Raw genomic sequence first — 20426 nt, 5'->3', positions numbered from 1 at the left:
TATGAACTTTTTCCGTCAATCAGTGACCTCTTGTGCCATCGCCATCCTGCTGGGATCCACCTCAGTCATGGCCGCGGGTGATGCCCTCGTCCCCATCCAGCAACAGTGGGCCGTCTGCCAGTATCAACAGAGCGGCAAGGCGAAAGAGAGCTGCCTCGAAACCCTGAGCACCCAGGCCGAAGCGGCCAGCGCCAAGGAGCCTTTTCGCGCCGATCTGCTGATCTGGTCGGCCATCGTCAAGAGCACCTGGGCGGGGGCCAAAGGGGGGCTGGGGGCACTGGGTCTGGTGAAAGAGGCCAAAGCCAAGCTGGAGCTGGCGCTCAAGCAGGATCCCAAGGCGCTGGACGGCTCTGCCTACACCAGTCTGGGCTCCCTCTACTATCAGGTGCCCGGCTGGCCGGTCGGCTTTGGCGATGACGAAAAGGCAGAGCAGCTGCTCAAGCAGGCGCTGGCCATCAATCCGGATGGCATCGACCCCAACTTCTTCTATGGCGACTTCCTGCTGGATCAGGGTCGCAAGGCCGAGGCCAAAACCTATCTCGACAAGGCGCTGGCCGCCCCGGCTCGCCCGGGCCGCGAAGTGGCCGACGAAGGGCGCAGAATGGAGATCCGCGATCGGCTGGCCAAGCTATAAAATCCTGATGGATCAAAGAACTATTTAAACTCTGCCCACCAGCTTGCATACTGGTGGGCAGGGTTGTTTATGCCACGGCACGCCCTGGCGCTGAGCCAGATCGCCACACCCAACAAACAGGGAGAAAAGAATGCGGATCCTGCTGGTGGAAGATGATGTGATGCTGGGGGATGGTATGCAGGATGCACTGCGCCATAGCGGCTACACGGTGGACTGGCTGCAACAGGGGTTGCCCGCTCTGGCAGCCCTCAAGAGCGACGAGTTCGCCGCCCTGATCCTCGATCTCAACCTGCCCGACATCGACGGCCTCAGCCTGCTGCGCAAGTTGCGGCGTGAAGGACACCAGCTGCCGGTGCTGATCCTCACCGCCCGCGATGCGCTGGACGATCGGGTGGTTGGCCTCGATGCTGGCTCCGACGACTACATGGTCAAGCCCTTCGCCCTGCAGGAGCTCAACGCACGCCTGCGCGCCCTGGTTCGCCGCAGCAAGGGGCAGGCTCAGGCGGTACTGGAGTATGGCGACATCCTTATCTATCCCGAATCCCAGCAGGTCACCTATCAGGGGGAGGCGGTCAAACTCACCCCCCACGAATACAAGTTGCTGCAGGAGCTGATCAGCCAGAGCGGCCGGGTGCTGAGCAAGGATCAGCTGCAACAGAGCCTCTACGGCTGGGATGAAGGGGCCGAGAGCAACGCGGTAGAGGTGCATATCCACCATCTGCGCAAGAAGTTCTACAGCGACCTCATCCGCAATATTCGCGGGGTCGGCTACATCATTCCCCAGCTCGAACAGCCAAGCCGGACACCCGCACGATGAAACGCCCGCGCTCCATTCGCCGCTTTCTGCTCACCGGTATCCTGACACTGGTAAGCCTGAGTCTCACCATCAGCGCCTTTATCGGCTACATGGAGGCGAGCCACGAAATGGAGGAGCTGTTTGATGCCCGCCTAGCCCAGTCGGCGCGCATCACCAACCAGCTGCTGGCCCGCTACATGGCCCAGCAGGGGCAACTGCCCGCCAACGGCACCGTCTATCAGGAGTGGGAGGCGCAAAATCCCGATGAGTGGCAAAAAGACCCCAGCCTCAACCTGACCGGCGAGGATCGGGAGATCACCCCCTACGGCCACGAGTTCGAACGCAATCTCTACTTCCAGCTGCTCGATGAAAAGGGCGGCCTGCTACTGCGCGCCCCCAGCGCCCCGGAGCAGCCGCTGGTCACCCTGGCCATCGGCTTTGACACGGTCGAAAAAGATAACCACCAGTGGCGCACCTTCACTCTCTACAACCAGCAGGAGCAGACCTGGCTGGTTGTAGCCGAGCGGGACGACGAGCGCAGCGAACTGGCCAGCAAGATGGCAACCCTCACCATGCTGCCGCTGCTGATCACTCTCCCCTTCCTGCTGGCCCTGCTCTGGTGGCTCATCACCCGCGGGCTGGCCCCCCTGCGCCAGCTGGCCCAGGCCATCAGCGAACGTCACCCCGCCAACCTGAGCCCGCTCAGCCTCAAGATAAGCGCGCAGGAGCTGACCCCCCTCACCAACGAGATCAACCGGCTGATGCAGGCGCTGGCGGAGACCATAGAGCGGGAGAAGCAGTTCACCAACGAGGCGGCCCACGAGCTGCGCACCCCGCTGGCGGTACTGCGGATCCACAGTGAAAATGCCCTGGCTGCCGAAGATGAAGTGAGCCGCCAGCAATCCCTGCACAAGATGCTGCAGGCCCTCGATCGCAGCGATCGGCTGATCCGGCAACTACTGACCCAGGCCCGCATCGACAACCAGCAGGGGCTGGTATTGACCGAACTGGAGGTGGGTCACCTGCTGCAAGGCACCCTCGCGACCCTGGCACCCATCGCGCTCAAGAAGGATCAGCAGCTGTCGCTGGAGTGTGAATTGCCGCAGCTGGTGATGGGGCAGGCCACCCTGCTCGACCTGCTGTTCAGTAATCTCATCGACAATGCGCTGCGCTACACCCAGCCAGAGGGCGAGATCAGGGTGCGGGTACTGCGAGAGGGCAACCGGGTGAGGGTGGATGTGAGCGACAACGGCCCCGGCATTCCCGCCAGTGCCTTGCCCCGGCTGTATGAACGCTTCTTTCGGGTCAATCCCCAGCAGGGGGATGGCGTGGGGCTCGGCATGGCCATCGTCTCACGCATCGCCCAACTGCACGGCGCCGACCTCGATGTCCACAACCGGCCGGAAGGGGGGCTGGAGGTGAGCGTGTTACTCCCGCTCCCGCCGGCAAGATAAGCGATAAGTAAAGAGCCCGCGATGCGGGCTCTTTACTTTCAATGACAATCTGGCTGCACGGTAAAGGTTCGACTGGCATCCACCGGGCCCAGCTCCGCCAGCAGACGTCGGCCCAGCAGCACCGGATAGATCATCTTGCTGCGATCCCGCAGGGTAAACCACTCCTCATACACCTTGTCCCCCAGACAGATGGACATGGTCACCGTTGGCCGCTGCTCCATGCCGCCCGCCCCGCGCACCGTCACGCTGCGCTCGACCCGCCGCTCGAACTGCTGTTTGACCAGCTTGCCGCTGTCGGCATCAGTTACCACCAGCATGAAGCGCACCCAGGGCTTGCCATCCCGTTTGAATCTGGTGATGGAGCGTGCATCGAGGGAAGAGGTGAGCGCCCCGGTGTCGAGTTTCATCTTCACCGCCACGCCGGTAGGCAAAATAAGCCCCTTCTCGATCCAGCCATAGCTGGCCGGGGTCTCAGCCAGCGCACTGCCACACAGTGCCAGCATCAGGGTGATCCCCACCATCATCTTGCCCATTTTACTGCCCTGCCTTGTCAATCCTGCGCCCAGATCTACCACAGTCCCATTGTGGGTCAATCCGATTTATTTCAGCTACTTGGATAATATCTGGCGGGTCAGGAGAGAGAGGACAAAGAGTGGCCGAACGGCGGCCCAAGCGGGCGGGAATATCGTAGGAGAGCAAGGCACCGAACGGTGCTGGATGAAACTGGTGGTTAACCTCAGGTTGTGACGCCAAAGGCTACCACAAGGATTTACAAATTATCAGTCTTGTTCTGAAGGGATTTTTGCCTACACTGTTGTAAACCGGAGGGCCTGAAAACCACCGGTTTTTTTGCGCCTGCCGAAAATTTGCCACTGCAAAAGTGACTTTCAACAAGGCTCAATAAGGAATTTGTAATGCGTATCGAAGAAGACTTGAAGCTCGGTTTCAAGGATGTCCTGTTCCGCCCCAAGCGCTCTACTCTCAAGAGCCGTTCCCAAGTAAGCCTGACCCGTCAGTTCACCTTCAAACATACTCAGACCCAATGGCAAGGCGTACCCGTCATCGCCGCCAACATGGATACCGTCGGCAGCTTCGCCATGGCGCGCACGCTGGCCGGTTTCGAGATGATGACCGCGGTACACAAGCACTACAGCCTTGAGCAGTGGCAAGCTTTCGTCAACGAGACCGACCCGGCGCTGCTGGGCCATGTGATGGTCTCCACCGGCACCTCGGCTGAAGATTTCGCCAAGACCCGCCAGATCCTCGCCATGTCCGAAGCGCTGCGCTTCATCTGTGTCGATGTGGCCAACGGCTACTCCGAACACTTCGTCGAGTTCGTACGCAAGATTCGTGAAGCCTGCCCCAACCACGTCATTCTGGCGGGCAACGTAGTGACCGGCGAGATGGTCGAAGAGCTGATCCTCTCCGGCGCCGACATCGTCAAGGTCGGTATCGGCCCGGGCTCGGTCTGTACCACTCGCGTCAAGACAGGCGTCGGCTACCCGCAGCTCTCCGCCATCATCGAGTGTGCCGACGCGGCCCACGGCCTCGGCGGCCAGATCGTCGGTGACGGCGGCTGCACCTGCCCGGGCGACGTCGCCAAAGCCTTCGGCGGCGGCGCCGACTTCGTGATGCTGGGTGGCATGCTGGCAGCCCACGAAGAGTGCGGTGGCGAGATCGTCGATGTAGACGGCGAACCCTTCATGAAGTTCTACGGCATGAGCTCCTCCAGCGCCATGGACAAGCACGCCGGTGGCGTCGCCGAGTACCGAGCCTCCGAGGGTAAAACCGTGCTGCTGCCCTACCGCGGCCCGGTCGAGAACGCCGTGCGCGACATTCTGGGCGGCGTGCGCTCCACCTGTACCTACGTCGGAGCCAGCCAACTGAAAGAGTTGACCAAGCGCACCACCTTCATCCGGGTTCGCGAGCAAGAGAACAACGTCTACGGCAAGGAGTAAGCTGCCGCAGCGACCGTCACGCGCTGACGGTTAGAAGCCAGTCAACCGGTGTGCTACCCTGCGCACCGGTTTTTTTGCATCTGGGATCCCGAGCCATGACCACTCACCTGCCCCCGTTTGACTGGGATATCTTCTGTTGCGTCGTCGATAACTTCGGCGACATCGGTGTCACCTGGCGACTCGCCCGCCAGCTAAAACGGGAGGGGAATATTGCGGCACATGGCGATGAGGTTCAGGTGCGACTCTGGGTGGACGATCTGGCAAGTTTCGCCCGCATCTGCCCCGGGCTCGACCCGGCGCAGGATGGCCAGTGGGTCGAAGGCATCTATATCCAGCACTGGCATGAGACCCTGCCGAGCGACATGGCACCGGCCAAGGTGGTGATCGAGGCCTTTGCCTGCGAGTTGCCCGCCCCCTTCATTGAACGAATGGCCGAACTGATGGCGAGCCAACCCAAGCCCCCCTGCTGGATCAATCTGGAGTACCTCTCGGCGGAGAGCTGGGTCGAGGATTGCCACGGCCTCGCCTCGCCCCAGCGGGTTGGCAATAAAAGCCTCAACAAATACTTCTTCTTCCCGGGCTTTACCGCTAAAACCGGCGGCCTTTTGTGCGAGCACGACCTCATCACCGAACGGGAGCAGTGGCAGCAAGATGATGCGGGACTGGCAGCCTACTGGGCCAGCCTCGGTTTGCCGCCCAGACAAGAGCACGAGCTGCGGGTCAGCCTCTTTACCTACGAGAGCGATGCGCTGCAAAGCCTGGTCAAGAGCTGGTGCCAGAGCACCACACCCGTCACCCTGCTGCTGCCGCTGGGGCGCTCGCTACAGGATGTGCTGCGCGGCGCAAGCCTTGAAGGGGCCATCACCACCGCCAAGGCGGGGGATCTGCTCCACTCGGGCAACCTCACCATCAAGCTGCTGCCGATGACCGATCAGGCCGGTTACGATCGACTGCTGTGGAGCTGCGATCTCAATCTGGTGCGCGGGGAGGACTCCTTCGTGCGGGCCCAGTGGGCAGCACGTCCTTTCCTCTGGCATATCTACCAACAGGAGGAGGAGGCCCATCTGATCAAACTGGAGCAGTTCCTCGACCACTATCTTGCTGATCTGCCTGCCGATTGCGGCCAATGGCTGCGCCGCTTCAATCTGGCTCTCAACCGTGGGGAAGATTGCCGCGCACTCTGGGCCCAATGGCCGCAATACAGCGCGATTTGGCAGCAACATGGGCGACTCTGGTCACAGAAGCTGCACCGGGATGGGGATCTCGTCACGAGGTTGGTGAAATTTCTGGAAAGCCGTATATAATCTGGCAGTTTTTATCCGTCCGTTTCACGAACAGGAATTTTTTACATGAAAACCGCTCAGGAAATCCGCGCTGGTAACGTAGTCATGATCGGCACCGAGCCGATGGTGGTCCAGAAGGCTGAATTCAACAAATCCGGCCGTAACTCCGCCGTGGTCAAAATGAAGCTGAAAGGCCTGCTGAACGGCAGCGCCACCGAGACTGTCTTCAAGGCCGACGACAAGCTGGACGTTGTTCAGCTGGAGCGTAAAGAGTGCACCTACTCCTACTTCTCCGACCCCCTGTATGTCTTTATGGACACCGAGTACAACCAGTACGACGTAGAGAAAGACAACCTGGGTGACGTGCTGAACTACCTGGTAGACGGCATGGAAGATCTGTGTGAAGTGACTTTCTACAACGAGAAAGCCATCTCCGTAGAACTGCCGACCACCATCGTGCGCGAAGTTGAGTACACCGAACCGGCTGCCCGTGGCGACACCTCCGGTAAAGTGACCAAGCCTGCCCGTCTGAAAGGCACTACCTACGAGCTGGCTGTTGCCGCTTTCGTAGAAATCGGTGACAAGATCGAAATCGATACCCGCACCGGTGAATTCAAGCGTCGCGTCAACTAATTGACCACGTTGAATTGATTGCAAAAAAGCGAGCCTCCGGCTCGCTTTTTTATTGCCTGTTCGCGGCCATAACGCCGCCTCCCCCTTCAGAAAATCCCACCGCCGCCGCTAACCCAGATAACCGGGGGAGCACACTATGGCCAGATTATCCTTATCACTGCTGTTATTGACCATGCTGGCTGGCCATGTCGCGCAGGCGAGCGACGTTGCGCCGCCCATCGCAGAGCCACTCCCCCTCGATCACTGGCAAGCGAGCGACTGGAAAGGGCAACCCGAGGCTACCCAGATCGACAAGCAGACGGTGCTGTTTGCCAAGCATGACAGCGACAACTATGTGGGTCTCGCCATCCTGCTGCCCGACTGGCAGCGCAGCGGTCAGCTCTGGCAACTAACCCGAGCCCTCAGCCAGCTGGGCTTTGATACCCTGCTGCTGCTCCCCTCTCCCCAGCAAACCGAGCTCGACCCAGCCGCCGAGAAAAAAGCCAAGGAGAGCGATGCCTTTCGCAAACAACTGGCCGAGCGGATCAGCAAGCTGGCCGATGCCAAGCTGCAGGAGGGGGGCTTCAAGCTGATCCTGGCGCAAGGCACCGGCGCCGCCTGGACCGCCAACCTTATCGCCAGCGAACAGCTGCCCGCCCCCGATGCGCTGGTGCTGCTCGATGGCTTCTTCCCCGACCAGCAGAGCAACCAGATCCTCGCAAAAGAGATAGCGCAGGGCACCATCCCTACTCTGGATCTCTATCAGGAGGATGGCGGCCGCTGGCCGCTGCTGGCGGCCGAGGCACGCCAGACCGAGAGCCGTCGCAGCCACAAGCTCAACTATCGCCCCTACGCCCTGATGGAACTGGGCGAAACCCCCTCCCGCATTCAGGGGTGGCTCAACCATCTGGGCTGGCTCTGACCAAGGCCACAAAGCACGCGCAACATCACATCTGCCGGAGAAAGCCCACCCGCCATGGCGCGGCACACTGGCTCTGATGGCGCCCTTTTTGGCATCATGACGGTTCAAACCCGAATATGGCAGGAAGGTACATGCAGCAGATTGTGTTTCTCGACAGCGATACCCTGGATGCGGGCATCACCCTGCATCATCCCGACTTTCCCCACCACTGGCAGAGTTATCCCAGCACGACCCCGGAACAGGTGGTCGAGCGGCTGAAAGATGCCAGCATCGCCATCATCAACAAGGTGCGCATCGGCGCCGCCGAGCTGGCCCAACTGCCGGAACTCAAACTCATCGCGCTCGCCGCTACAGGCAGCGATAACGTGGATCTGGAGGCGTGCCGCGCCGCCAACGTCGGGGTGTGCAATATCCGCAACTACTCGGGCCCCTCGGTGCCGGAGCACGCCATGGCACTGATGCTGGCCCTGTCGCGCAACCTCTTCTGCTGGCGCCAGTCGCTGCTGGAGGGGCGCTGGCAACAGAGCGGCCAGTTCTGCTTCTTCGACCACAACATCATGGATCTGCACGGCAAGCAGCTTGGCATCATCGGCAAAGGAACGCTCGGACAGGCGCTCGGCGAGCGGGCCAAAGGGATGGGGATGAGTGTGCGCTACGCCCAGAGCCAGGTCGGCGCCAGTCACGACGAGGATCGCTTGCCTCTCGACGAGTTGCTGCAAAGTTCGGATGTGATCAGCCTGCACTGCCCGCTCACCCCCTACACCCGCAACCTCATTGGCGAGCGGGAGCTGGATCTGATGAAACCGGGCGCCCTGCTGATCAACGTCGGCCGCGGTGGGTTGGTGGATGAGGAGGCGCTGCTGCAAGCGCTGGCCAACGGTCGCCTCGGTGGTGCCGGTTTCGATGTGGCGAGCGTCGAACCGCCGCCTCCCGACCATCCCTTGATGAAGGCGCTGCAATACCCCCACTTCATTCTGACCCCTCATGTGGCCTGGGCCAGCGAGGAGTCGATGCAGCGACTGGCCGACCAGCTGATCGACAACATCAACGCCTTTGCCGCCGGTCGCCGCCAGCACCGGCTGGTGTAACCGCACGAGCGAGTCACCGCAAAATCGAGTGACCACACCATGCAAAACGGGACCAACAGGCCCCGTTTTGCATCTTCCGCACTCACTGCACACGCATCAATTGTCGTCGTGCCATCTGTGCTTCTTATGCTTTTTGTACTTCTTGTGGTGCTTGTGATGGTGATGATCATCGTCATCATCGTAATAGCGCTCCTGACTCTGGTGGCCATCGCCGGTCTTGGCACCGATGGCCGAACCGCTCGCCCCGCCAACCCCGGCGCCGATCAGCTGACCGGTATCGCCACCGACACTCTTGCCGATAGCGGCACCGCCCAGCGCCCCCACCGCGCCACCAAGGGCCGCTTCATTCTTGTTGCCCTTGTTGGCCGTCGCCGCACCACCGGCTGCGCCGCCCAATGCAGCCCCCACCAGCGCACCGGTATCTCCCCCCAACTCCTTGCCGATCATGGTGCCCGCCACCCCGCCTGCGCCACCACCGAGAATGGTGTTGAGAGTTTCCGAACCGTGGGCCGCAGTGCTGCCCAGCAATGACGCCCCCAACAGAGCCAGAGCACCGATGCCACGCGTACTCATATCCATGGATACTCCTGTCAAACCTGATTAATAATCAGCAGCACTATACAAAGAGCTATCAGGTTCGCCAGCCAGCAGAAAACAGGGATGCGACAGTCAATGGCAGTACAGTCACAGCCAACACAGGAAGAGTAGAATCAACCTATTGAATTAAAACGTGAAAATTAACATTGAACCAGACAGTCACGACAAAGTGACCGATAACCTGGCAGCCGCGTCCTGTCGAATAGTCAGCGCGCTGGGACAAAAGCTGTCAGTCAAGGGCCCCTGCCACCCCTTCAGCCAGATGCCAGCAGTTCCGGCCAGCCTCCTTGCTGCGGTAGAGGGCAGCATCAGCCCGCTCGAAGATAGGGCCGGCGGCAGGAGAATGGCAGGCGCCGCCGGCACTCAGGGTGATCGGCCCATGGTGTTCACGCCACTGTTGCTGACGCACCAGTTCAAGCAGACAACCGAGTTTCTCCGCCAACTCATCCTGTGGCTGTTGCAGCAGAGCGGCAAATTCATCCCCACCTATCCGGTAAACCGTACTCACCCCCAGCACATCAGCAAGACAGTTGGCCACCCGACACAGCACCTGATCGCCGAAGGCATGGCCCTGGCTGTCGTTGATCCCCTTGAAGTGATCGACATCAAACAGCAGCAGCCAGAAGCACGCCCCCCTCTGCTCCAGTGCCGCCTTGTGCTGCTCGAAGGCTCGTCGGTTCATGATACCGGTCAGGGGATCCCGCAACAGCGCATCCTGCCCCTTGAGAAAACTGGCCCTGACCTGATCGATCTCGTTCAGGCTACGCCGCACGAACCAGGTCTTGGGCTCACTGACAGGCGCTGAACGCTCCAGATCGCGCACGATGCCGGTCAATGAGCCCGACACCAGCTCCTGCTCCTGGCGGAAGATCCGCACCAGCAGACTCAGGCTGCAACACCAGATGGCAAACAGAGAGAGCAGTGGAAAAACCACCATCTGCAACGCATCGTAGAGGCTGTCACGAAACAGTACTGGCGGCAGATAGATGTTGAGATCCCAACCAATATCCGCCAGCTCACGCTTGATATAAGTCCCATGCCACAGCACATCCAGGCCGAGCCACTGCTGACTCTGATGCTGCTTGATGGTGTTGGTCGCCAGCAGATCCATATTGCTGCCCACTACCAGCTGATCAGTGTCACGCAAGGTCAGATAGAGTGCCGCCTGATTACTACCGACCGTGCGCTGCAGCGCCTGCTGCAGCGAGTCGAATGACATGTCAACCATCAGCAGACCCAGCAACTGCCCCTGCTCGTCCCTCACCCGTTTGATCAGGCTGAGAATCAGCTCCTGAGTATTGTATTCAGGGTAGGGGCCAAACCAGACGGGCTCGTCGCCCGGCATGGCGGTCACCTGATACCAGGGGCGCAGCGCTGCCTTATAACCTGGGGGCGCGAGCCACTCCGGGTAACTGTCGATGCGATCCGCTTTCAGGTTGTAAAAGTAGATATAGTGGTTGCCGGGCTTGATCTGATGGGCAATAGCCCAGATGGGAGAGTCGGCCGGCTCGCCGCGGGCTATCTTCTCCTTGTCTAGGGAGCCCTCCAGCACTGCCAGTTGCCGCTCATTGACCTTCACCATCTCGTGGATCAAGGACGCCTCAACGGAGGAAGCCATGTGACCGAAGCCGGATACCGTCATGTCGATATCCCGCAGATAGCTGGCAATGGCCATGATGATAGTCACGATCAGGATCAACAAGCCAAGCAGTGCGGAGAGGGGGGCCAGCACATAGTAACGCTTGTTGAGATACGAGCGGCTCACATGACATCCGAACAGGGGAAAACATAGCGGGATTGTGCGAGAGAAAGGAGAGTGAATCATTGATTAATATCACTTCAACGCCCCTTTAATGACATTTCCAATACTAACAAAACATCAAGGTTCGCAAACGAATATCAACTGACAGGAAAAACGCTAGTTACCCCGGGTTAACCCCGCTCTGCATTGCGGGTGTTATAGTCTATACCTGACGCGGCCGGCGCTGGACACACCGTCCATCACCGGCTGCAACGCCAAGCAGAACAAGGAGATGTTATGAGCAGTCCGTTTATCGAACAGATCAAAGCACGTCGTACCATCTATGCCCTGGGCAGCCAGGTGTCCCATACACCGGAACAACTGACGGCCCTGATCCAGGATGCCATCAGGCACAGCCCCTCCTCCTTCAATTCCCAGAGCTCCCGCGCCGTCATCCTGTTTGGCGCCCAGCACCATAAGCTGTGGGATATCGTCAAAGCCGAGCTGAAAAAGATCGTGCCGCCGGAGGCCTACGCCCAGAGTGAGGCCAAGGTGGATGGCAGCTTCCGCGCAGGTTTCGGCACTGTGCTGTTCTTCGAAGACACCGACGTCATCAAGGATCTGCAGCAAAAGTTTGCCCTCTATGCAGACAACTTCCCCATCTGGTCGGAACATGCCACCGGCATCGCCCAGTTTGCGGTCTGGACCACCCTGGCCCAGGAGAAGATCGGCGCCTCCCTGCAACACTACAACCCCCTCATCGACGAGGCGGTACGCAAGGAGTGGAACCTGCCAGCCAGCTGGCTGCTGCGTGCCCAGATGCCCTTTGGCAGCATCCAGCAACCGGCCGGCGACAAGACCTTCATCGACGATGCCACCCGTTTCCGCGTTTTCAAATAACGGCCAGATAGCAAAACGCCCCCGCATCTCGGGGGCGTTTTTATTGCGACATCAAGAGTTCGGATAGCGATGGTTCATACCGCAATCTGCGGTCGTCACGCACTCGCACCACAGCTCAGGCGGGCAGCGTCACCAGCAGGGATGTCTCTCCAGGTTCCACCTTCACCTCGTGCCAGCCTCAGCCGTGCTGACTACTTAGCTGTTCGATAATGGTGGCGCGCAGCAGGGCTCGCCCTTCGTCGATGCGAGTTGATCGGGAGAGTCCTTTCGCCCACATCAGCGCCAGGGTTCGACTCAGCACTGGCTCGTGCAGCGCCACGACTTTCAGCTGGGGATCGCGCAGGTTCGCGGCATAGAGTCCGGGCAGGATAGCAACTGCCAACCCTGAGCGCACCAAGCCGTAAAGCGTCTCGACATAATCTGTGGTGTATCTGGGCTTGAGCCCGGGCAACTGGCTCTGGGCCAGTCCGTTGACCTGCCGGCTGACGTTGCCTCTGGCAAAAAGGGCGATGTCGCGGCGGGTCAGCGCCTGCCAGCTGATGATCTCTTCCGCTGCCAGCGGATCCTGCCGGTTGATCACCGCCACCAGCGCATCGTCCAGCAGCGGCGTCACCTCCAGCGAGTCGGGCAACTCGCCATCCAGCACGCCAATCCCTGCATCCAGAGACCCCTCGGCCAGCGCCTGCAATAGACCGTCGTTGGTGTGATCCTGAAACTCGACCCGCAAGCCCGGAAACTGCTGCTGCAGACGGGCGGCCGCCAGCGGAAACATCAGGGTGCAGGCCGACGGGATCAGACCGATGCGCAGGGTGCCATCGCCCCCTTCTGCCATCACCTGCTGCATATCGGCAAAAGCGGCATGGGCCACATTGAGTAGCCCCTTGGCGTGAGGCAGGATCGCCTCCCCCTGTTCGGTCAGGGTGACCGCCTGCGCGGTACGGTGAAACAGTTTACCGCCAAGCACAGATTCAATCTGGCGCAGGGCACTGCTCAGGGCAGGCTGGCTGATGGCCATCTGATTGGCCGTTTCGGTGAAGTGGCGCAGCTGGGCCAGCGTGACAAAATACTGGATCTGCTTGAGAGAGAGCGCAGGCAGACGGCGCCAGGGTTCGGACATGAAATCGACAACCGGAGAAAAACGTTTGCAGCAGCATAACCCTTTCTTATCCAGTTATAAATTCTTTGCGCTATGCACGGGCCAATCCCCTCCCTAAAGTGGGCCCATTATTCCCCTTGTCAGGCCATCTCATTCATGTGTGAACAAGATGCATCCCTCAACTTGCGCCGCCGCGCCGTGCAGGCCGCCCTCGGCGAAGCCCCCTTCGATCTGCTGCTGACCAACGCCAACCTGATCGACATGGTGACCGGCGAGATCCGCCCCGTCGACGTGGGGCTGGTCGGCCCGCTGATCGCCAGCGTCCATCCGGTCGGCTCCTTCCAGCAGGCACGCGAGACCCACGATCTGGCCGGCGCCTATCTCTCGCCCGGTCTTATCGACAGCCATGTCCATATGGAGAGCTCCCACCTGACGCCGGAGCGCTACGCCGATGTGGTGGTCGCGCAGGGCACCACCACCATCTTCTGGGATCCCCACGAGCTGGCCAATGTGCTCGGGCTGGCGGGGGTACGCTATGCCATCGACGCCAGCCGCAATCTGCCGCTGCGGGTCATCTGCGCCGCCCCCTCCAGCGTTCCCTCGACGCCGGGTCTCGAGATGTCGGGGGCCGACTTCCACGGCCCCGAGATGGCGACCATGCTGGAGTGGCCTGAGGTGGCGGGGATCGCCGAGGTGATGGACATGCAGGGGGTGCTGGGCGGCAGCGAGCGGATGACCGGCATCCTGCACGCCGGTTTGCAGCGCAATGCCCTGATTGAGGGACATGCCCGGGGCCTCACTGGTCACCGGCTGCAAGCCTATCTGGCCGCCGGGGTCAGCTCGGATCACGAACTCACCTCGGCTGCCGATGCGCTGGAGAAGCTGCGGGCCGGGCTCACCCTCCAGCTGCGCGGCTCCCACCCCTACCTGCTGCCGGAGATCGTCGCTGCGCTGAAACAGCTGCCCCACCTCTCCTCCCAAATCACCCTCTGTACCGACGATGTGCCGCCCGACATGCTGCTGGAGAAAGGGGGCATGATTGCGCTGGTCAAGCTGCTGGCAGAGCTGGGGCTGGCGGTGCCCGACGTGCTGCGGATGGCCACCCTCAATGCCGCCATCCGGCTGCAGCGCAACGATCTGGGGCTGGTTGCTGCCGGCCGCTGCGCCGACCTGGTGGTGTTCGACAACCTCACCGATCTCAACCCGCTCTGGGTCTACAGCGGTGGTCAGCGGGTCGCCCGCCATGGCGCCATTCTCAACCCCTCCGAGCCTGTCGCCGGTTGTCAGGCGCCGCGCGATACCATGCAGATCCCCCTGCGCACGCAGGAGGAGTTCATCATCCGGGTACCCGGGCTGACTGCGGGTCGGGCCCGCTTCAAGACCATCAAGGGGGCTCGCTTCACCCAGTGGAGTGAAACCGAGGTTGAGGTTCGGGATGGTCAGGTCATCGTGCCTGCGGGATTTAGCCTCATCTCGGTGCAACACCGCCATGGCCGCCATCAGGCGGGCACCCGGCTGGCGCTGCTGGAGGGGTGGGGCGAGCTGCAAGGGGCCATCGCCACCAGCTACTCCCACGACTCCCACAATCTGGTGGTGCTGGGGCGCGACCCGCAAGAGATGATGCTGGCCGCCAACACTCTGATCACCAGCGGGGGCGGCATGGCGGTCGTCCAGCAGGGTGAGGTGCTGGCCCACGTTGCCATGCCCATCGCCGGCATGCTCTCCGACCTGCCGGCCAGCGAGCTGGCCGCCAGCTTCCACGCTCTGCGCGAAGTGAGCGGCAAGGTGGTGGAATGGGAGCCCCCCTACCGTGTCTTCAAGGCCATCGAGGGAACCTGCCTTGCCTGCAATGCGGGGCCCCATCTGACCGATCTCGGCCTCACCGATGGCCTGACCCGCGAGATTGTCGACCCCTTTATCTGCTGCTGGCCCCACGATGCCAGCCAAGCCGATTAACCTCGAGGAGAACAGCGTGAACCCTGTCGCCATTATTCTGGATACCGACCCCGGCATCGACGATGCCGTTGCCATCGCCGCCGCCCTGTTTCACCCCGGGATCGAGCTGGCGCTCATCACCACGGTCGCCGGCAACGTCGATGTCAGCAAGACCACCCGCAACGCCCTGCGCCTGCTGCACTTTTTCGGCAAAGAGGTGCCGGTGGCACAGGGGGCCAGCCAGCCCCTCGTGCGCCCCCTCGACAATGCCAGCCATATCCACGGCCACTCCGGCCTCGATGGTTACGAGTTTGCCGAACCCGGGCAACAGCCGATACCGGAGCATGCCGTCGAAGCCATGAAGGCCACCCTGCTCGCCAGCGAACAATCCATGACGCTGGTGCCCATCGGGCCGCTGACCAATATCGCCCTGCTGCTCACCCTGCACCCCGAGTGTCGGGAGAAGATCGCGCGGATCGTGTTGATGGGCGGCTCGGCCGGTCGGGGCAACCACACCCCCAATGCCGAGTTCAATATCTACGTGGATCCGGAGGCGGCTCACATCGTCTTCAGCAGCGGTCTGCCCATCGTGATGTGCGGACTCGATGTCACCAGCCGGGCCACCCTGACCGGCGAGATGATTGCGGCGCTGCCCGCCCTCAACCGCACCGGCGCCATGCTCCACGCCCTGTTCGGCCACTATCGCGGCGGCAGTATGCAGACCGGGCTCAAGATGCACGATCTCTGCGCCATTGCCTATCTGGTGCGCCCCGATCTCTTTATCACCTGGGCCTGCCATGTGGCCATCGAGACCCGGGGTGAGCACACCCTCGGCACCACCTCGGTGGATATCAACAACCGGCTCAAACGCCCGCCCAACGCCGAGGTGTGTCTCGATATCGACGTGCCCGGATTCAGGGCCTGGTGCATGGAGACCCTTGCCCGCGCCATCTGATCCCGAACCGCCAGCCCGCTGGCCCATTCACATCAAGAAGAGAGTGTTGGAAACATGCTGGAAATAATTGTCAGCACCCTGATCCTGGTCATCTGCGGCTATCTCATCGCCAAAAACTACGATGCCAAGATAGTGCTGTTTGGCGCCGGGCTGCTGCTGATGTTTGCCGCCGTCGGACTGGGCCACCCCCTGCTGCCTGCGGCGCAGAGCAGCGGCCTCAGCTGGCTTGATCCCTTCGTCCAGATCAAGCAGATCTTCATCAGCCAGATGGGCAATGTCGGCCTCACCATCATGGTGCTGTTCGGCTTCTCCAGCTACATGAGCCACATCGGCGCCAACGACGTCACCGTGATGCTGCTGACCCGCCCCTTGAGTCGCATCCGCTCCCCCTACCTGCTGGTGCCGGTGATTTTCCTCTTGGGCAATCTGCTCTCACTGGTGGTGCCAAGCGCTGCCAGTCTGGCAGTGTTGCTGATGGCGACCCTCTATCCGGTACTGAAGGCATCGAACATGTCCTCCCTCACCGCGGGGGCCGTCATTGCCACCACTGCCACCATCATGCCCAGCCCGCTGGGGGCCGATAACGTGCTGGCCGCCCAGAAGCTGGGCATCCCGCTGGTGGAGTACATCGTCTCCTACCACGCCCCCATCTCGCTGCCGACACTGGCGTTGATGGCAGTGGTGCACTACTTCTGGCAGAAGGCGATGGACAAGCGGCAGCAGTCGCGCAGCGGACTAGAGGAAAAAGAGGAATCGCTCGCCGTGCCCACCGGCTTGCCACCCGCCTACTACGGCCTCTTCCCTGTACTGCCGCTGGTGCTGGTACTGCTGTTCGGCATCTGCTTCACCCATATCTCCCTAGGGCTGGTGGAGATCACCTTCGTCTGCCTGCTGCTCACCATAGGGGTAGAACTCTTGCGCAAAGGCAATATCAAGGAGACCAGCAAGGAGTTCGCCATCTTCTTCACCGGCATGGGGACGGGTCTGGCTCAGGTGGTCTCGCTCATAGTAGCGGCCAGCATGCTGGTGGAGGGACTGAAAGCCATCGGCATCATCGATACCCTGGTCGATAGCGTGAAACACATCGACGGCGTCGGCTCCATCTTGATGTTCTTCTTCTCCGGTACGGCGGCGCTGATCGGCTTTATCAGCGGCAGTGGGCTGGCAGTCTTCTACTCCTTTATCAACATCATTCCCGAGATCACTGAGAAGGTCGGCGTCAACAGTGTCGCGGTGGCCCTGCCGATGCAGCTCACTGCCAACCTGATCCGATCCATGTCGCCGGTCGCCGCGGTGATCATCGTCATCGCCTCGATCACCGGCAGCAATCCCATCGAGATCATCAAGCGCACCTCGGTGCCCATCATCTCGGGCATCATCTGCTGCATGACCCTCTCCTACCTGCTGTTCAGCTAAACCAGCTCCATCTGCAGGCGATCAATCCGGTCGCCTGCAGACGGTTTTTTACCTCCGGTTGAAAGTGAACCCACTGCATGTAAACGCCCGGAAGATAATCGGTGGGGATCGTCTATAACTTTTGCGACCAAGAGCCACATGCGCCTGAGTAACTGACCGCCAGCCATCAGGCTCAGCCCCCTAATTCAACTCCCAGAGCTCTCGTGCCGTCATTCTTGGTTGGCGCCCTGCATCGACAGCATCACCAGCAAGGACTCGCCTTTCCCTGACACCACTCTCACCTCGCGCCAGTCGCGGATCACCGCCACCACCGCCGGATTGAGCGGCGCATCGCCCCCTACCTGCACCACGGTGCAACCTGCACGCAGGGCGCTCTCGATACCGGCCGGGGCATCCTCGAACACCAAGCAACGAGCGGGCGACACGCCAAGCCGTACAGCGCCCAGCAGATAGGGCTCGGGATCGGGTTTGCCATTGATCACAGCTTCGGCCCCCACCAGCACGGCCGGCAGCGGCAAACCGGCACAATTCAGGCGGTGACGGGCAACCTGCTCGCTGGCGGAGGTCACGATGGCCCAAAGCTCTGGCGGCAAATGGCGCAGCAACTCGCCAGCTCCTGCGATGGCGTCGCCGCCGGTATGCAGCATCTCCAGCTCGTCGAGCCGCGCCGCTTCCCGCTCCACATCCAGCTGCGGGGCCAGCTCCCGGATCACCTCGCGCGAACGTATACCGTGGCACATCGCCAACACTGGCTCGGGATCGAGCAGATGTTCACGACACCAGAGCTGCCATACCTGCTCCACATCGCCTGTCGAGCAGACCAGGGTGCCATCCATATCGAGCAGCAGGGCGGATACCGACAGGGTGATCGTGTTCATGCCAGCACTCATACAGACACTCATACAGGCACCCCGGCCAGCTCGGGCAGAGAGCCAGAGAGCGCATCGGCAAAGGCCTGCTGCTGGGCGGCACGCTCATAACAGGCGAGCGCCTGCTCGGTACTGCCAGCCCACACTTGCAAGGGGCCGACCACAAACCCCTGTTGCAACAGGCTGGCGAGCAGCTCCCCAGTCTCCGGGGCCGCCAACGGCTGAGCCAGCACCAGCTTGCCCTTGATCAAAAACAGATAACGTTGGGTAGACATGATATGGCTCCTTATTCCGGTTCAGAGGAGGGCGATTCCCCCCTTGCCGAGCCATTAGAACAAGGCGATTAGATAATTTATAATCAATAAATCGCCACTTTGGATAACCAATTGGAATGAAATTCGACTTGAGGCAACTGCAGGCGTTTGTGACGCTGGCCGAGACCGCCAACTACCGGGAAGCGGCCAATCGCCTCTTCATTACCCAACCGGCCCTCACCAAGCAGATCCAGGGGCTGGAGCAGACGCTGGGCTGCACCCTGTTCAAGCGGGGCCGACATGGTGCCGAGCTGACGGCGCTCGGCGCCCAGCTGCTCACTCAGGCAAGCGCACTGGTCAAACACGGCAGGGAGTTTGAACGTCACGCGCTGGCAGTGGCGAGTGGCGTGGCCGGTCGGCTCAAGATTGGGTTTGGCCTGTCGAGTTTCGCGCTGGCCCCTGCGCTGGTGGCCCGCTTCAAACAGCAGGTCACGGACGTGATGGTCCATCTGCAGGATATGCCCTCCGCGATCCAGCAGGAGCAGCTGCTCTCCGGCCAGTTGCAACTTGGTTTTATGCGTCGGCCAGAGACTCCGCTGTTGCAGGAACATCGGCTGCTGACCGACCGGCTGGTACTGGCGGTGCCAACCCGGATGACCCAGCCAGGTCCGTCATCGTTTGACGTCCAGCAGGCACTGACCAGTCAACCCCTGTTGCAGATGGTGGGCTACCGTTGTCCCGGCCTAACCCGGCAGATCGCCGGGTTTCTCGGCGCCAACCGGCTGACCGGCATGGTTCAAGAGGCAGAGGATATTCAGACTCTGGTGGCATTGGTTGCGGCAGGCATAGGTAATGCCATCCTGCCGCACAGCGTCAGCTTTATCGCGGGCCCGGACGTCACCCTCTATCCCCTCTTTGGCCCCTGTTCCGAGTGGGAGATAAGTCTGGTGTGGAACCCCGCCTTTGCCGACCCGATCCGCGATCGCTTCGTGCAGCTGGTCCTCGATCCCCATCCCGCACCGCACCCAGCCACAATCGATCGCTGACCCAGCCAAAAACTCCCGCAGACGGAACCAGGAGAAGATAGCGCTCAGCAATCGAGATGAATTAATCGGGCCTTTGTGAATCAAAGCATTTCAATTAACACACCACTGATCTTCACAGGGGATGCCATCTCCTTCCCCATCCATCTTGGTACCAGGGCAGTTTTGTAAAAACCAGGTTGCCTCCTCGCAGGAGGTCATCTGGGAGCAATGCTGCCGACCATCACACTGGCGAGTAAAGGTCGCTGCCTGTGGCGTACTGAAGATGGAACTAACCTCCTCTTGAGTAACTGGCGATGCGGGCGACAAATAGGCAAAGAAGCGGGAATAGATGGAAAAGAGGCCGACGAGCAGCAACAGGGGGAGCAATTTACCACTCCAGCTGCTCTTGCGACGTCGATAGGGGTTACTTCGCTCTCTGGTAAAAGTGGGTCTTGGCGGCTGACTTGCCGCCCGAAATGCAGGCGCCGCCGATGATGCGGCTGATCTTGCTGCTGATGGTGTGACCGACGGCACAACACCCGCCAACGTGAGCGGGCGATCGGGGAAAAAAACCTGTAACGCCCTCGGTTTGCCATCCTGGCCACTGCCGATCAGATAGGTGACACGCTCCCCCGGCTCGGGCACGCGGCCATCTGATTGCAGCGCCGTAACATGCACAAACAGCCCTGCACTGCGTGCTCCATTGATTGCCTGCTCGGCGCCATTTTGCTCCGGCGTAATAAATCCAAAGCCGCGCGCCTCGTTCCAGCTCGCGATCCGTCCCTGATGACGCATCTGTCCATCCTTGTTGTTATCCATGTGAGCACTATCTTGCCCGACAATCATGTTGCCCAAAAGTGCTGCGGCCCGACAGGGGGCCGCAGAGTCAAT

20 protein-coding genes are annotated in these 20426 nt (G+C 61.0%); 13 read left to right on the top strand and 7 right to left on the bottom strand.

Annotated features, from left to right (window positions below; translation table 11 throughout):
* The first annotated feature begins 1 nt into the window (after position 1).
* The 3 genes from G5332_RS06895 to G5332_RS06885 all read left to right on the top strand — a co-directional run bounded on the left by G5332_RS06895 (position 2) and on the right by G5332_RS06885 (position 2884).
* Complete coding sequence (locus tag G5332_RS06895) at positions 2-634, top strand: tetratricopeptide repeat protein (protein ID WP_216950292.1); 633 nt, start codon at positions 2-4, stop codon at positions 632-634.
* A gap of 130 nt (positions 635-764) precedes the next feature.
* Entirely contained in the window at positions 765-1451 is a 687-nt protein-coding gene (locus tag G5332_RS06890; protein WP_005335091.1) for a response regulator, read from the top strand.
* The gene (locus G5332_RS06885; protein ID WP_202001785.1) at positions 1448-2884 is read left to right on the top strand and encodes an ATP-binding protein; all 1437 of its coding nucleotides are present in this window, start codon (positions 1448-1450) and stop codon (positions 2882-2884) included. Before G5332_RS06890 ends, G5332_RS06885 begins: the two co-directional genes overlap by 4 nt.
* 38 nt (positions 2885-2922) lie before the next feature.
* Here the strand turns inward: G5332_RS06885 and G5332_RS06880 are convergent, their stop codons facing one another.
* Complete coding sequence (locus tag G5332_RS06880; RefSeq protein WP_202001782.1) at positions 2923-3417, bottom strand: ATP-dependent zinc protease; 495 nt, start codon at positions 3415-3417, stop codon at positions 2923-2925.
* 381 nt (positions 3418-3798) lie between these two features.
* On the opposite strand from G5332_RS06880, the gene G5332_RS06875 reads away from it, so the two are divergent.
* The 5 genes from G5332_RS06875 to G5332_RS06855 all read left to right on the top strand — a co-directional run bounded on the left by G5332_RS06875 (position 3799) and on the right by G5332_RS06855 (position 8747).
* Complete coding sequence (locus G5332_RS06875) at positions 3799-4842, top strand: GMP reductase (protein ID WP_005348017.1); 1044 nt, start codon at positions 3799-3801, stop codon at positions 4840-4842.
* A gap of 95 nt (positions 4843-4937) precedes the next feature.
* Entirely contained in the window at positions 4938-6146 is a 1209-nt protein-coding gene (gene earP, locus G5332_RS06870) for an elongation factor P maturation arginine rhamnosyltransferase EarP (protein ID WP_421311193.1), read from the top strand.
* A gap of 45 nt (positions 6147-6191) precedes the next feature.
* Positions 6192-6758: an elongation factor P gene (gene efp, locus G5332_RS06865; RefSeq protein WP_005335100.1), complete on the top strand. Its 567-nt coding sequence runs from the start codon at positions 6192-6194 to the stop codon at positions 6756-6758.
* A 136-nt stretch (positions 6759-6894) separates the two neighbouring features.
* Positions 6895-7659 carry a DUF3530 family protein gene (locus tag G5332_RS06860; RefSeq protein ID WP_421311192.1) on the top strand — a complete coding sequence of 255 codons (765 nt, stop codon included), beginning with the start codon at positions 6895-6897 and terminating at the stop codon, positions 7657-7659.
* A 131-nt stretch (positions 7660-7790) separates the two neighbouring features.
* Complete coding sequence (locus tag G5332_RS06855; protein WP_101529536.1) at positions 7791-8747, top strand: D-2-hydroxyacid dehydrogenase; 957 nt, start codon at positions 7791-7793, stop codon at positions 8745-8747.
* Positions 8748-8843: 96 nt separating this feature from the next.
* Here G5332_RS06855 and G5332_RS06850 read toward each other — a convergent pair whose 3' ends face one another.
* A complete protein-coding gene (locus tag G5332_RS06850; protein WP_421311191.1) occupies positions 8844-9326 on the bottom strand; it encodes a YMGG-like glycine zipper-containing protein in 483 nt (160 codons plus the stop codon).
* Between the two features lie 247 nt (positions 9327-9573).
* The gene (locus G5332_RS06845; RefSeq protein ID WP_164536238.1) at positions 9574-11109 is read right to left on the bottom strand and encodes a sensor domain-containing diguanylate cyclase; all 1536 of its coding nucleotides are present in this window, start codon (positions 11107-11109) and stop codon (positions 9574-9576) included.
* A 273-nt stretch (positions 11110-11382) separates the two neighbouring features.
* On the opposite strand from G5332_RS06845, the gene G5332_RS06840 reads away from it, so the two are divergent.
* Positions 11383-11985 (top strand): nitroreductase family protein, encoded by a 603-nt coding sequence (locus G5332_RS06840; RefSeq protein WP_216953036.1) that lies wholly within the window; start codon positions 11383-11385, stop codon positions 11983-11985.
* Positions 11986-12163: 178 nt separating this feature from the next.
* Here G5332_RS06840 and G5332_RS06835 read toward each other — a convergent pair whose 3' ends face one another.
* Complete coding sequence (locus G5332_RS06835; protein WP_421249394.1) at positions 12164-13102, bottom strand: LysR family transcriptional regulator; 939 nt, start codon at positions 13100-13102, stop codon at positions 12164-12166.
* Positions 13103-13237: 135 nt separating this feature from the next.
* Between G5332_RS06835 and G5332_RS06830 the strand changes: the two genes are divergently transcribed.
* The 3 genes from G5332_RS06830 to dcuC are packed head-to-tail and all read left to right on the top strand — an operon-like array spanning position 13238 to position 17387.
* Positions 13238-15037, top strand: a complete 1800-nt coding sequence (locus G5332_RS06830; protein ID WP_421249393.1) for an adenine deaminase — start codon at positions 13238-13240, stop codon at positions 15035-15037.
* A gap of 16 nt (positions 15038-15053) precedes the next feature.
* Entirely contained in the window at positions 15054-15971 is a 918-nt protein-coding gene (rihC, locus tag G5332_RS06825; RefSeq protein WP_421311190.1) for a ribonucleoside hydrolase RihC, read from the top strand.
* Positions 15972-16025: 54 nt separating this feature from the next.
* Positions 16026-17387, top strand: a complete 1362-nt coding sequence (gene dcuC, locus G5332_RS06820) for a C4-dicarboxylate transporter DcuC (RefSeq protein ID WP_227342077.1) — start codon at positions 16026-16028, stop codon at positions 17385-17387.
* Positions 17388-17596: 209 nt separating this feature from the next.
* Here dcuC and G5332_RS06815 read toward each other — a convergent pair whose 3' ends face one another.
* On the bottom strand, positions 17597-18265 hold the full coding sequence (locus G5332_RS06815) for an HAD-IA family hydrolase (protein WP_216953031.1): 669 nt from the start codon (positions 18263-18265) through the stop codon (positions 17597-17599).
* 20 nt (positions 18266-18285) lie between these two features.
* Positions 18286-18531, bottom strand: coding sequence for a hypothetical protein (locus tag G5332_RS06810; RefSeq protein ID WP_088868650.1), 246 nt, complete (start codon positions 18529-18531; stop codon positions 18286-18288).
* A gap of 116 nt (positions 18532-18647) precedes the next feature.
* Here G5332_RS06810 and G5332_RS06805 point away from each other — a divergent pair, with 116 nt between their 5' ends.
* A complete protein-coding gene (locus G5332_RS06805) occupies positions 18648-19556 on the top strand; it encodes a LysR family transcriptional regulator (RefSeq protein WP_421249392.1) in 909 nt (302 codons plus the stop codon).
* Positions 19557-19646: 90 nt separating this feature from the next.
* Here the strand turns inward: G5332_RS06805 and G5332_RS06800 are convergent, their stop codons facing one another.
* Positions 19647-20330: a cold shock domain-containing protein gene (locus G5332_RS06800; RefSeq protein ID WP_421249391.1), complete on the bottom strand. Its 684-nt coding sequence runs from the start codon at positions 20328-20330 to the stop codon at positions 19647-19649.
* Positions 20331-20426: the final 96 nt, after the last annotated feature.

It is taken from the genome of Aeromonas sp. 603757, from assembly GCF_049171255.1.
Classification (GTDB): Bacteria; Pseudomonadota; Gammaproteobacteria; order Enterobacterales; family Aeromonadaceae; genus Aeromonas; species Aeromonas veronii_A.
The sequence above is the reverse complement of the archived record's forward strand: the minus strand, read 5'-3'. Positions and strand labels throughout refer to the sequence as shown.

Bases quoted from the DNA above. Each gene is read 5' to 3' on its own strand.
- G5332_RS06895 (WP_216950292.1), top strand. From the start codon at position 2: ATGAACTTTTTCCGTCAATCAGTGACCTCTTGTGCCATCGCCATCCTG.
- G5332_RS06890 (WP_005335091.1), top strand. From the start codon at position 765: ATGCGGATCCTGCTGGTGGAAGATGATGTGATGCTGGGGGATGGTATG.
- G5332_RS06885 (WP_202001785.1), top strand. From the start codon at position 1,448: ATGAAACGCCCGCGCTCCATTCGCCGCTTTCTGCTCACCGGTATCCTG.
- G5332_RS06880 (WP_202001782.1), bottom strand. From the start codon at position 3,417: ATGGGCAAGATGATGGTGGGGATCACCCTGATGCTGGCACTGTGTGGC.
- G5332_RS06875 (WP_005348017.1), top strand. From the start codon at position 3,799: ATGCGTATCGAAGAAGACTTGAAGCTCGGTTTCAAGGATGTCCTGTTC.
- earP (WP_421311193.1), top strand. From the start codon at position 4,938: ATGACCACTCACCTGCCCCCGTTTGACTGGGATATCTTCTGTTGCGTC.
- efp (WP_005335100.1), top strand. From the start codon at position 6,192: ATGAAAACCGCTCAGGAAATCCGCGCTGGTAACGTAGTCATGATCGGC.
- G5332_RS06860 (WP_421311192.1), top strand. From the start codon at position 6,895: ATGGCCAGATTATCCTTATCACTGCTGTTATTGACCATGCTGGCTGGC.
- G5332_RS06855 (WP_101529536.1), top strand. From the start codon at position 7,791: ATGCAGCAGATTGTGTTTCTCGACAGCGATACCCTGGATGCGGGCATC.
- G5332_RS06850 (WP_421311191.1), bottom strand. From the start codon at position 9,326: ATGGATATGAGTACGCGTGGCATCGGTGCTCTGGCTCTGTTGGGGGCG.
- G5332_RS06840 (WP_216953036.1), top strand. From the start codon at position 11,383: ATGAGCAGTCCGTTTATCGAACAGATCAAAGCACGTCGTACCATCTAT.
- G5332_RS06835 (WP_421249394.1), bottom strand. From the start codon at position 13,102: ATGTCCGAACCCTGGCGCCGTCTGCCTGCGCTCTCTCTCAAGCAGATC.
- G5332_RS06830 (WP_421249393.1), top strand. From the start codon at position 13,238: ATGTGTGAACAAGATGCATCCCTCAACTTGCGCCGCCGCGCCGTGCAG.
- dcuC (WP_227342077.1), top strand. From the start codon at position 16,026: ATGCTGGAAATAATTGTCAGCACCCTGATCCTGGTCATCTGCGGCTAT.
- G5332_RS06815 (WP_216953031.1), bottom strand. From the start codon at position 18,265: ATGAACACGATCACCCTGTCGGTATCCGCCCTGCTGCTCGATATGGAT.
- G5332_RS06810 (WP_088868650.1), bottom strand. From the start codon at position 18,531: ATGTCTACCCAACGTTATCTGTTTTTGATCAAGGGCAAGCTGGTGCTG.
- G5332_RS06805 (WP_421249392.1), top strand. From the start codon at position 18,648: ATGAAATTCGACTTGAGGCAACTGCAGGCGTTTGTGACGCTGGCCGAG.
- G5332_RS06800 (WP_421249391.1), bottom strand. From the start codon at position 20,330: ATGCGTCATCAGGGACGGATCGCGAGCTGGAACGAGGCGCGCGGCTTT.